At 57.4% G+C, this 12,481-nt stretch carries 8 protein-coding genes; 5 read left to right on the forward strand and 3 right to left on the reverse strand.

Features of this window, described 5'->3' with window-relative positions:
* Window positions 1-338 precede the first annotated feature (338 nt).
* Window positions 339-773 carry a VirK family protein gene (locus tag ABIA42_RS01160; RefSeq protein ID WP_011084653.1) on the forward strand — a complete coding sequence of 145 codons (435 nt, stop codon included), beginning with the start codon at window positions 339-341 and terminating at the stop codon, window positions 771-773.
* A gap of 462 nt (window positions 774-1,235) precedes the next feature.
* On the opposite strand, the gene ABIA42_RS01165 is transcribed toward ABIA42_RS01160, so the two are convergent.
* The gene (locus ABIA42_RS01165) at window positions 1,236-2,144 is read right to left on the reverse strand and encodes a hypothetical protein (RefSeq protein WP_014497924.1); all 909 of its coding nucleotides are present in this window, start codon (window positions 2,142-2,144) and stop codon (window positions 1,236-1,238) included.
* 1,406 nt (window positions 2,145-3,550) lie between these two features.
* Between ABIA42_RS01165 and ABIA42_RS01170 the strand changes: the two genes are divergently transcribed.
* The 4 genes from ABIA42_RS01170 (at window position 3,551) to ABIA42_RS01185 (ending at window position 10,560) form a co-directional block, all read left to right on the forward strand.
* Window positions 3,551-5,032, forward strand: coding sequence for a pentapeptide repeat-containing protein (locus ABIA42_RS01170; protein ID WP_370115782.1), 1,482 nt, complete (start codon window positions 3,551-3,553; stop codon window positions 5,030-5,032).
* 184 nt (window positions 5,033-5,216) lie between these two features.
* Entirely contained in the window at window positions 5,217-6,098 is an 882-nt protein-coding gene (locus tag ABIA42_RS01175; protein WP_011084658.1) for a pantoate--beta-alanine ligase, read from the forward strand.
* A 550-nt stretch (window positions 6,099-6,648) separates the two neighbouring features.
* Window positions 6,649-7,890, forward strand: a complete 1,242-nt coding sequence (locus tag ABIA42_RS01180) for a cytochrome P450 (protein ID WP_011084659.1) — start codon at window positions 6,649-6,651, stop codon at window positions 7,888-7,890.
* Window positions 7,891-8,316: 426 nt separating this feature from the next.
* Window positions 8,317-10,560 carry a hypothetical protein gene (locus ABIA42_RS01185; protein ID WP_011084660.1) on the forward strand — a complete coding sequence of 748 codons (2,244 nt, stop codon included), beginning with the start codon at window positions 8,317-8,319 and terminating at the stop codon, window positions 10,558-10,560.
* A gap of 330 nt (window positions 10,561-10,890) precedes the next feature.
* Here the strand turns inward: ABIA42_RS01185 and ABIA42_RS01190 are convergent, their stop codons facing one another.
* Together ABIA42_RS01190 and ABIA42_RS01195 are read right to left on the reverse strand one after the other, a co-directional pair.
* Window positions 10,891-11,901, reverse strand: a complete 1,011-nt coding sequence (locus ABIA42_RS01190; protein WP_011084661.1) for an IS481 family transposase — start codon at window positions 11,899-11,901, stop codon at window positions 10,891-10,893.
* Between the two features lie 142 nt (window positions 11,902-12,043).
* Window positions 12,044-12,337 carry an IS5 family transposase gene (locus ABIA42_RS01195; RefSeq protein WP_011084662.1) on the reverse strand — a complete coding sequence of 98 codons (294 nt, stop codon included), beginning with the start codon at window positions 12,335-12,337 and terminating at the stop codon, window positions 12,044-12,046.
* Window positions 12,338-12,481: the final 144 nt, after the last annotated feature.

Raw genomic sequence — 12,481 nt, forward strand, 5'->3', positions numbered from 1 at the left:
GAAAGGCGCGTTCGTAGATCGTCTACTTATGCAGAGGCGAGAACTACATTCTCTCGCTCGAGAGGCCTGTGGCGGACCAGCGCAACCGGTTTGGTTTGCTGTTTCCAAGCGGACGACGCTGGATCAAGCCGGTCTAGTCGACGCGCGGGAAGCTAAGCCACTTCCGCAAACCTAACATACGAGGTTGTGATGTCGGAATAGCCATTACAACGTCTTGCGCGTCGTTGCGACAGGCTGCTTTGTACGAGCGCGCTTGTTGTCTGGAATCAGCCAAACGCATCGCGAGCATCACGACTTGGAGGCCGCAATCGGCGGTACTTATCGAGGGAGAAGAGCATATGAAGGTTACTGGCCGAGGACTAACGATCCTGTTGTCCTTGCTTTCGGCCGCGAGCGCGCCGGCAAGAGCCGACGACCCCTCGCCGAAATACACTGAAGTACTCAGAGCCCTCCAAGCGGGGAAGAATGTGAAGCTCATCCTCGATATGACCCACTGTACCAACGCGGATGGTGGCAAACCTGCGTCGGCGACGCAGGCCGGTCTGGTCATCAATGCCTTCAGGGTGACCAGCCAGAGCGGCATCAGCTTCGCCAATGCTCATCAAACGGTCGACAGCTCCGGACATGCCGTGACCGAGTACATCCGCCATAGCCTTAGCCGCGAAGGCAAGCTGACGGTGCGAGCCTCCAAACTTGTCGTCGGGACCACCGAACTCGCGAATCAAGGCGAATTCATCTGCGAAGTGCCGGATGGCGCAAAGTTCATCTGGTAACGAAGAGCACAGAGCAGACGGGCGCTTCGTAGACTTGATCCTCCATCGTGTGGACAGCTTCGCCGGGCATGATACGGATCTTTTCGATCGTCAGGACTGCCAGACTCTTTCTAGCCGTCTTTTCGTCAGGGAAGGATCAAGTTGCCTGAACTTGTTGCTCAGCTAACTCATGAATGTCGCCGATCTCCATTCGATCTTTGAGGTGGAAGATCGGCGGCTCATGCAGTCGTCGTATGGGGCTGAGCCAATACCTCTCGGTTGAACGTCCAGATGATCTCGCTACGTCCACGCGCTGCCCGCGGCCCTCGTGAGAACATCATATTTAAGCGGATCCAGCCAGGACCGGCGTTGTTGACGCTCCCCCTCGCCGGGCAGACGGACCGGAGGATTATAGCATGAACGCTGTTTTCGACTTTTCCAAGCATCGGAAAAGGCAAATCACCCTTTCCGGAGCCTGCGTCATCAGCCTTTTGCTCCTGACTTTTTGTACGGATTCGATGCGCTGGCCGTCCGAAAGTCGTCCAGATTCCCACCCAGAAATAGTACCTCACGCTCTTCGGTTGGGGTAGCACTCACCCATGCCAGATCGGGTTCATCATTTTCGGTTCCATCCTCGAGAATACTGACGATGTCTTCCGCCGTCCAAGTTGTGACCCTCGGCACCGTGTAGGTGTGCAACTCATTCGCGTTTTCCGCGATGACTTTGGCGCCAAACTCCTTGTCGTCGTCCGGCGAAACGAGCAGTAGTGAGGCGTCCTCGGACAGTGACACAAAAGGCGAAGAATTGGTATCGCCCCTCATGTGCTCTGCCGCTGCGCGGCCCAGATCTAGTCGTTGGCCTCCCCAGATATTCCAGGGAGCTTGCTCGTAACGCAAAGCCGCCATGGAACGCAAATGGGCCATCGCGCTTTGACGGTCCAACACATGTGGCCTGCAGTGGCTGGCGTGGTTTTGAAAGCGCTGCAGCTCCGTGTATGACGATGCCAACACGTCGTCGTAAACGCGGTCACTGTCGACGCGATAGGCTGACGATCCAGTCGCTCTTGGCCATTGTGCTGATCTTTGCGCAGCGAGTTCGATGTCTCTTCTGAGTTCCGCAAGGTTAGCGCAAGTCAACGTTGCGGCAAGCTGACCGCGCGTTCTCACGAACGATGCAGCCGCGCACCGTTCGTTCTCAGGGATAGCTTGCGCTTTCTTGTTGCCGTCCGTTACCGTCGGGTTCGATCCAGCCGCGGGTGAAGCTAATGATGCGAGGATTGGCTGAGCCTCTCCAAGCCGATGCTCAAAGTCTGCTTGCGCCGTCTCTTCCTGTTGTGGATCGAGGTTATGCATCCGAGCCTCGGATGGGTTGACGTTGTCAAATGGGGCCATTCCGGTCTCCTTTTGTCGGCCTTCAATATCGTCATGCAAAAGTTGATCAGATCAGGAGCAGGAACTGAGACGGGCGCAGTTTGTATAAGATGCACCGGTCTGGTTCTCGAACGTCCGGTGTTGAGGCGTGCGGCAGGCCCCTGACCGGCAATCCAGCTCATGCTTCTCGTCCAGATATTTGTGTTCGAGTCGGGCTCCAGTCCGGATAAAGATGCTGTTATGCTAGAAAGCCTAGCTGTCGAACAGCTGACCAGACCCAATTGCTTGAAGAAAGCCCGTGGCCATTGCGTCTGTGCCGGCGAGCCTGTTGTTTATTGCGGAGCAGAGTTTTGGCGAGATGGGCCATTGTCGCTCTCCGCTTCATGGCAGTACCGTATGAAAGGTTATGGGGAAGCAGCCCGGGGGAGGGCCCGCTTACCGTAAGCTTGAGCCGCATGGGGCAGCCTGCCTGGACTAGCTTGCATCGGCTCCCCGTGAAGGACTTTGAAAAGCTCTTCAAGAAGCTGCTGGGGATACTAACGCCGGATCATGCCGCGGCCATCGGGCTCTGACCGGGCCGCGTGGCATGAAGATCCATTGTTGGGAATACTGATGCGATGGATCGCGTCGGCGCGCCGAGCGTTAGTCGCAAAACAAGCCACGGGGGTGCGACTTCGATCGGCCCAACTCGTTCTCCCATAGATGGACCCGTCGGCTCGCGGAGCAGGCCTAGCCGATCGCGAGCTTTGGCTAACCAGGAGGCCGGCGATCCGCAAGTGTCGAATTGCAATTGATCGATTGCGTGCCCGTAAGGACTGCGGCTCTTGCCCTCCTGCAACCGAAGTCGGAATTTTTGCTTTCAAGGTGGCGTAGCGACCATAATGCGGTTTCTGTCAGCGGGACCGTGTTTGTCAGAATCAGAACATTCTGCGCCCATGTGGAAATTACGCTGCCGATTTAGCTCGACAATTCCGACTGATGCGGCTGGCACGGTTGTTGCTGCCGATGAGGTAAGGCCAGGCTGAGTGCAGAGCTAGGTGAACGATCACTGTTCCGCCCGCAAGCCGCGGGTCCATTCCGAACAAGAAGAAAGACCTAGAATGTTGCGCATTCGGGTTAATGGAGAGTGATGTGGAGTGTCGAAGAGCTGGCGAAAAGAAACACACTTTCGGACATATCAGCGCTGCCAAACAACGGATCAGGGTTGGTGGGTGTGGTAGACAATTGCACCGATTGGCAGTGGACACGCATGACAAGAATTCGGCTGACGTGGTCAAGCGTCGGCCGCCGCGGACAGCGACATGATAAGAGTCTCGTCGACACGTCGTGTCACCAAATCCCCGGCGAGTTCGCCACAAAGCCCGCAGCCTGCGTCCATGCCAAGCACAAAGAGGTCCTCGTAATCCTGGCAGTACGGAACTCTCGACATGTCGCAAAGGATCGGCGCTGATAGCGAGTGCACCGTGAATGAAGGGGCAGAGCACTACTCAGATCCGAAAGACAAGCTTTCATCAGATGGCGAGTTCGTTCGGTACTGGAGCCGGGCTGCCGACCGGCTGCTGGCGGTTGCTGCTGTTAGGAGGCGAACCGAGGAGGCAATCAGAAGGACCGGGATTGGCTTGCAGCTATCCTCCGAGAACCTTAGCGGTCATGACCTATCAGATTTCCCGCTGCGACGCTGTACCCTCAATCGCGCGCAGCTCTACGGAACAAAGTTGGATCGAGTAGATCTTTCTGAGGCGAACCTTATCTGTCCGGGGCTAGAGCGGGCAAGTTTCATGGGGGCCAAGCTCGATTTTGCCTATATGCATGCGATGGCAGCGCAGGTCTGCAACTTCGATGATGCCAGTCTGCGCAATGTAATCGATGCAACCGGCAGCCTTTTTCACGGTTGCAGCATGAAAAGAACACGCTTTGACAACGCGATGCTCAGCGGGCTCCTCGTTTACCAGTGCGACGCGAGTGATGCTGTATTCGACGGCGCGGAATTACAGGGCTCAACCATCAATGAATGCTTCCTCCCTTCAGCGTCCTTCCGCTTCGCAAAGCTGAGCCAGGTCACGATCACGAAGGCGCATCTGGCGGATTGCTCGTTCTTTCAGTCGAAGGGAGACTGTTTATCGATCGTGCGTCCCATCTCGATCGATGGTCTCGTCTTAGAGGGCGCTCATCTTCCGTATCTGAGACTCTCAAAGGTGAGCGGGCGGATTCGGGCGAGAGCCCTGAGCGCCCCATTCGCTGATCTTCACCTATCAAATCTTGCGGGAGCGGAGCTGGAACAGGCAGACTTGACCGAGGCGCGGCTTCTGTCCGTAGGCCTGTCCGACGCGAACCTCGTGGGTGCCGTGCTTACCGGTGCATCTATTCACTCCTGTCAGCTGAATGGGGCGGATCTATCTAGCGCATCAGGTGAAAGCATTTCGATAACAGAGAGCACAATGCGAGCGGCCAAATTCACCGGTTTTCGCGGCCGCTGCGCCTTTGTGCGCGACTGCGATCTGGAGCATGCGGACCTATCCCAAGCTTACCTCTACAGGTCGATGATCACCGGTGATCCGCCGCAATCAATGGCATTGAATCACGCAAATTTCGAGGGATCAAATCTCGTTCAGGCATATCTCGCCGCGGATATGACCGAAAGTAACCTGGAGGCAACGCGAGCCGCATACGTTCGCATGAACCAATCGTCCCTGCGCGATGCGAACCTGAGTGGGATATCGCCGTTCCAGGCCAGTTTCGTAAAGGTGGACTTTTCGGGCGCTAAGATAACCACTTTCGAGCCACCATTTTTCGCCGACCGTTGTCGGGGACTGCAGGTCGCTCTGGAGGGGCGGCAGCCGCGCGAACCATCAAGCTATCTGGCTGAATTCTCATCGGTGATCAGACGGGGTCGAGAAGGGTCAACCTGACTGCTTCGGAGCTGCAAGAACAGTGCGCGCGAGCTTTGGACAGTTCGTGCGGTGGTCGAGGTGTGAGAGGGCGTAAAACCTCTTTGGTGCTCGTTGGCGTGCGCGGCCCACGAGACGCTGGGCGGCGCGCCTTCCGAGATCCGAACGCGCCACTATTTTGGCGTTCAAAAAGCGGAGTAAGAAGATGCATCTGACAGGTCTTTCCGCAGGCAAGGCGTTCATCCGGGAGGTCGCGAGAACAGGTCAGACGATTGGAACGGTCCACACTCTCGGCGCCCTGCATCTTGGGCATGCAGAGCTGATTAGAAGAGCGGCATTGGAGAATGATGTCGCGATCGTCACAGTGTACCCGAACAAGATCCAGCTTAGACCAGGTGGGAGCTACGATTTCAATTTGGACGATGATATTGGACTTGCCCTACGTTCAGGAGCAACTGCCGTGATTTCGTCGAGCGACACCGAAATGTTCCCGGTCGGCTATCGAACGTATGTATCGCAAGGTGACTGTGATTTGCGTTTAGGGGGGCCTGAAACTTATTTGAAGGAAGCCGTTACTGGAGCAATCCGCTGGATCTGCTATTCGAGGCCAACTCGCAGTTACTTCGGCCTGAAAGATATAGGTCAGGCGATCCTGGTAAAGCGCGCCGTCGCAGACCTGCTTCTCGATTGCGAGATAAGGTTTGTGCCGACCGTGAGATACAAGAACGGAGTGCCCATTTCGTCGCGCTTGAGGCGATTTAACCGTTCCGAGCTTGATGAGCTGTCCTGTCTCTTCACGGCACTCAACCGTTCAAGAGAAGAGATCGCCCGAGGAGCGTCAAGCGTGAAGGATCTGGTCGCGTCGGCGACATCTCGGATAGAGTTTCGACAGTTTAGACTCGAGTTTGTTCGGATTGTCGACGCTGATAATTTCAAAGATTTAGAGCAGGTCAAGCTCCCATTCTTAATTATTGGGGCTGCAATGGCTCATGGCCTCACGGTTTCCGATAGCATCTATGTTCCAGATCAGGATACGCTCCTAAATGGTGCTCAGGATATCTGGATCGATTTGCCTAAGCAGTCGTAGCGAGTCGATTACTCATAGATCTTCGCCCGAAAAAGTAGACGGGGTTAGGTGGCTCTTAGCTCCATGTCGATTGGGGCGATATATGCGAGCGGAATGAAGCCAAGTTCGGTTGTAGGAGCCCTCAATGAAGGCGAAGTTTCGCGCTGGGCTCGCGCGGTAGCGCTCAGATAGCGATCGGGCAGCGCGATGACGTTCGTCGGCGGCCTCTGTTAGGGCGGCGCAGGACGGTGTCACTGGGAAGAACAGGACCTAGCCGCGGCAGCCGGACCAGCTCCTTCGCCGTCAGGGCAACGACAGCCACTATGTTGACGCCGATGCCGTTCCCGGAAACGGCGAGGCCAGCGGTGGTGACAGCTCTCAGCGATCCATTGAGTAGATGGAGCCGGAAAGTCAATGCGATCCTTACTGCCCGACATGGTAGGGCTGGCTAGCCGCACTTTGAGATAGTCTGTTCGGGTAGCTTGTCACAGCCAAACGCCACGACAGCTCAAACCGGTGAATCGTAAGTTTGGATCCGTAAGCTCTCGCGAACAAAATCTGCGGAGATGTTATGAACAGGCGATTGGAAATCCATAGAGCGGATGATGGATATATTATCCCGCTCAGCGAGCTGGATGTAAGCGAGGGCAAGCGCTTTCAAGACGACAGCATATGGGGTTGCTTCGAGCGGTTGCGAAGAGAAGATCCCGTTCACTACTGTCAAAATAGCGCTCATGGTCCATATTGGTCAATAACGAAATACCGGGATATCGTAGCGGTCGACACAAACCACCACGCGTTTTCGTCACAGCAAGGTGTCACTATTGTCGAGGTGCCTGATAAGCACTGGACCCCAAGTTTCATCAAGATGGGGCCTCCCCAGCACGCCGAGCAGCGCAACACGGTGAGTCCGATCGTCGGGCCGGAAAGCCTGACGAGGCTCGAAACCTTGATCCGCTCTCGGGTCCGGATGATTCTCGATGGCTTGCCGCGTAATGAAGTCTTCAATTGGGTAACCAAGGTCTCCATAGAGTTGACGACGCAAACGCTCGCCACGCTGTTCGACTTCCCATTTGAGGATCGGCGACTCCTGACCTATTGGTCGGACGCAGCTGTTACAACTCCTAAAGCAGGCTATGCCATCGACAGCTGGGACAAGCGAAGCACCATCTTGTCGGAGTGCCTGGACTATTTCACACGGCTTTGGAACGAGCGCATCAATGCCGAGCCACGCCTCGACCTGATTTCTTTGATGGCGCATTCACCCGTCACACGCCATATGGAGCCAACTGAGTTTCTTGGGAACCTCATTCTACTGATCGTAGGCGGCAATGATACCACGCGCAACTCGATTACCGGCGGCCTCCTGTTCATGAGCCAGTACCCCTCCGAACTGCGGAAACTAACTGACAATCCCAAGTTGATCTCGAGCGCCGTGTCTGAGATCATTCGATACCAGACGCCGATCGCACATATGCGCCGCACTGCTGCTATAGACAGCATCGTTGGGGGAAAACCGATCAGGACAGGCGACAAGGTCGTCATGTGGTACATCTCCGGCAATAGAGACGAAGAGGTCATTGAGAACGCCAACAGTTTCGTGATCGACCGCAAGAATGTGCGGCAACACCTCTCGTTCGGATTCGGAATCCATCGCTGTCTTGGCCGACACCTTGCGGAACTGCAGTTGAGAGTCCTCTGGGAAGAGATTTTGGATGGGGGATTGAAGATCAAGGTCGTCGGCGAACCCGAGCGAATTGCATCTAACTTCGTGCACGGCTATTCCGCTCTCCCCGTGCGGATTGAAGCTTAGGCCATGATCGGGACAGTCTCGACCGCCGGTGTGCGGTGGGTGTGGATTGATGTGAACTATCTTGGCTTCTTCAAACTGCGCAGATGAATGGATAGAAGCGAAGGTTCTGTCGGCAGCTATTTATAACCGGGCAGACGTTGAATCGCCCGTGAAGAACGATACGTGAGGCGAATGCTTGGTGCACGCGACTGTCATTTTTCTATAGCTGTCAGTTTTCTATAAGGGGGCGTCTGGCCTGTTCGCGTCTCAGCTGATGACACCGGAACTGACGCGGTTACTCCAGCAGCATGGAAGCTGCGATAGAAGTCGAACACAAGGCCGCATCTTCTTCCTTGCGCATCCGGATGAATGCTCTTGGTCAGCTAGTCGTCAGCCAGTCGGCCTATCCAGACAGGCTGCGCACCCTCAATTATCCGGAGATGAAGCATGAAAGGCATTGGCCGAGCTGGTCCATCAGAGCTTGAGGCCGCGGGAGCCGAAAGCATTAGGGAATCGAGCCGTTCGAGCCCGGAGTCTGGTCTCTTCCCTGGGGAACGCGATCAGTCCTTCGATGCCGTCGTAGGGCGGATACGGTCTGAGCCTGATGTGAGAGCGGCGACGCTTGCGAACCCGCCGCCAACTTCGGACGTAGCGGCGCCAACGAGGGAGGAGATAAAGGCAGCAAAGCGAGAATTGAGCAGCCTGCTTGAGGAACTTGAAGCTTGCCGCCGAGCGGCCGGGCATGCCCGGAACTTGCCGGAGAGACAAGATCTGATGGATCAGGTCGTCAAAGCAGGCGCAACAGTTCTGGCGTACTACGCCAGTCTGCCACCCGATTTGGCGCGCCGAATTCTGCCAAACGATCGGGCTCGCCGGCTCCGCGATGACACTGTGAGGGAGGCTGACGAATGTAATGAAGTGGCGACCCAGATTATCTACGAGCTGGAGGAGAGCAGAAAGAAAGCACAAGGCGTGCTCGACAGCCTCAAAGACATCGCCTCGCCTGCACAGCTGAGCCGACTGTTTACAAGCGTTGCGAACCACTATGCAGCATGCATGGAGTTGTGGGGAAAGAAGGTGCTGCGCTGTGAGCGGATGCAGTCAGTCTGTGCCGCTACCGCCCACCTTCCAGGCAGCACGCCCGCCATGCGCACGGCCGAAGATGCCGCACTAAGGCATCATACGGGCTGGGCGCTCTTTACGAAGTGCATGTATCTGCAATCGCGGATCGCTCTCGTGGAGCTTTTAGTCAACTCGCAAGCGAGCACGTTGGAACCAGACGTGCGCGACGCCCTCATGGATGAGAGCGGGAGGGTGCGCCTGCTCGGGGCCTTCATCGGAGATGTTTTTCCGGCGTTCGTCTCGACGGCCCAAGCCGTTCTGTACAGCGATGGAGCGGCGCTCGAAGCGGAGCATCGCGCCGTTCTGGAAGGAGTCATGGAACGACTTTCGGAATTTGCATCGGGGCTGAGCGGCATGCTTGACAGCCTGAGGGGGACTGCAACGGAAACTGACCTTCCGTTGCCGTTGCTGGACCAGATCGTGGAAGCTGCGTGGGTGACGGCGAACGAAGTCATGCGGCTGCTGGCATTGCAGCCAAAGACGCAAGCCACGATTGAACCGCCGGCTTGGGCTGCGCTTCCGGATAATATTGGCCCAGCGGGCGGAGGCAGTCCGGCGCGCAGAACGGGCAAAGCAAGGCCCGCAGCAGCCGCAGGAGAGGGGAGTTCGACGGCCAGCCCCGCCACGCCGCAACTCGCTAGGCCCGATGCGGCGACGGCCCCGGCGGGCAAGGTCATCGTGCTCTCGGATCTCGGTACAAAGAAACTCGCCACTCCGGAGCAGGCACGCGCGTCATCCGCTGCGGCCGATAACCTCCAGATGTGGATGGCTCCGCCATCCAGGAAAGCACTGCCGGGATTACTTGAGCGATTGGACCAGCTGCTGCAGTTCGATCTGCCGGCTCAGCAAAGCGCCGCCTCGCAAGCTCGCCACATGAAGCCCGAGGACGCCGAACACGTGTTGGATGTCGTCATCAAGCGCATGCAGACGCAGTCCTCCGAGATTGAGGCCTGTGTAGCCGCGCTGGAGGAGCCTCGCCGGCGAGGCCTGCTCACGCCTGCGCAAGTGCCTGAAGTGCACGAAAAAATAGTCCGGCTGACAAGGATGTGGTCCGAGGTTCAGGGACAGGCAAGCTCATTGAACGCGCGAAAGGCAGCAATCACAAGCGATTGCACGAAGACCTATGCGTTTCCATCGCAAGAATACCTAGAACAGTTGCGGGAAGCGGGAGAACTGGCGTCAGTGGATCCACCGCACGCCTTGAAGGGAGAGCCGGGGACGCTATTCGAAATCAAGCTGCAGCCCAGGGCGCTGCGCAGCGGTGCGATGCCAAGGCCGATGTGGGTGCACATCCATACCAAGCGCCCGGTAAATGCCTGGCAATTGGCAACGCTGGGCGATCGCGAATTCGCCGCTTGCCACGTCAAGTCCGACGAACAGCGCGGCTACAATCGGCACTGGCAGAGCGCTCGAGCCGCCGAGGGGCACGACAATGTCGTGATCCATCGCGGCAGGCTCACTCCTGTGTTCTGCAAGTCCTTGTTAAGCACCGCCGCTGGCCAGCCGTGGCAGCCCCTCCCCGATCCGGAGCACGCTTCAGCGCAGATGGCTCGACTGGGGATCCGGTGAGGTATCGTCTTGCGGCGGTGAGCCATCCGGTGACAGCGCTCATGCCTCCATCGGCTTGGCGGACTGCCTGAGCAGCGCCGAGCCCCATCAAGCTCTATCTTACAAAAGCATGGAGCCTGGAGAGAACACTCCTTTCGGGAGGGTTATCAGCCCGCAGTCCGGAGGATCGCCAATCGGCGCGCAAGCAAGCTTGCCATTGCGGGGTGTGGCGAACATCGGCGCTCGGATGAGAATGTAGGCCGCTGAGTGTTGCAAGACGGAAAACTTTGTAAAAGAAGGGACTTGAGCTGACAGCGAGTGCTTTGTCGCGGCAGGTGTCCGACAAAGGTTTCATGTGCGACCCCACGCAGCCGGCAACAATTTTTCTCTCGACAGAGCACTTGCGTCACGCAAAGTTTGCATCGGCGTCTTGCCGTAGCACCAGCGCCCCTGATGTGGGCGCACCTCATTGTAGGCAGCGATCCACTCATCGAGATCGCTCTGCAAGGCAGTGATGCTCGGATAGATCTTCTTGCGGAACACGACGCGATAGAACTCCTCGAGCACGGTGCGGTGGAAGCGCTCGACAATGCCGTTGGTCTGTGGGCTCCTCGTCTTGGTGCGGGTGTGATCGATGTCTTCGACGGCGAGGTAGAGCTCATATTCGTGATGCTCCGGATTGCCGCAATACTCGGTGCCGCGGTCGGTCAGGATCCGGTTTAGCGGGATGCCCCGCGCATCGAAAAACGGCACCACGCGATCATTCAACAGTTCGGCCGCCGTGATCGGCGTCTTGCGATCATACAGCTTGGCGAACGCCACCTTACTGTAGGTGTCAATGAAGGTCTGCTGATAGATCCGCCCGACCCCCTTCATGTTGCCGACATAGAAGGTGTCCTGCGCACCGCAATAGCCGGGGCACTCGCTCTCGAACTCGCCGTGCGCCTCCTTCTCGGACTTGGCCCTTTCCAACGCAACGAGCTGGGCCTCGGTCAGCACCAGGCCGTCCTGGGCCATCTTGGCCTCCAGCGCCGTCAGCCGCTTCTTGACGTTGGCGAGGTCGTGACGCAGCCACACCGCCCGCACGCCGAACGGGGAGATCGACAGGCCGCGGCTCCTGAGCTCATTGCTGACCCGCACCTGACCCCAGGCCGGCTGGTCGATCCCCAGCTCAACGACGGCTGCCTCGACCTCCGGCGCGACACGGTTCTTCAGGACCGGTTTCTTGCGGCTGATCTCAATCAGCGCCAGCTCGCCGCCCTTGTCGTACAGTTCCTTGAACCGGTAGAAGCTGTCGCGGCTATAGCCCATCATCCGGCAAGCCTGGCTGACGTTGCCGAGCTGCTTGGCCAATTCCAGCATGCCGACTTTCGCGCGAATGACTTCTGTTCCTGGGTCATGGTAACGTCTCCCTGTGAGACGCCGCGGGCTGCGCGGGAGCGCCCTTTGGGTGAGCGCTCCTGCTCGCCCGCAGCTCCATTCCCTGCCAGTTCAAACCTTGCCGTCAGATTAAGTCGAAACTTCTACAGACCATGACATATTCCATGTCCGGCTCGTCTGAGACCGCATCAAACATGCGCTTCCAGACGCCCGCCTTCGCCCAGTCGCGAAAGCGGGTGTACGCAGTTATCCAGTTGCCGAAGGCGCGCGGAAGATCGCGCCACGGACTGCCCGTGCGGGCAATCCACAGCGCGGCTTCGACAAACAGCTTGCCGCTCCGGCCGGGATCGCCCGGCTTGCCAAGACACAGCGGCTCCATCTTCGCCCATTGGGCGTCAGTCAAAACGAATCGGTCCATCCCAAGCTTGAATCACAACCAAGCCAGGATGAGAATCCTAATAAAAAGCCCAATTCTAACAATCTGCCAAAGTAGTGTTAGGGCGCGGATTCATTAAGGCGCAGCCATAGCCTGACTGACGCGAGTTGAACGAAGGCAAGGTAG

Source organism: Bradyrhizobium sp. USDA 327, assembly GCF_041262065.1.
Taxonomy (GTDB): Bacteria; Pseudomonadota; Alphaproteobacteria; order Rhizobiales; family Xanthobacteraceae; genus Bradyrhizobium; species Bradyrhizobium liaoningense.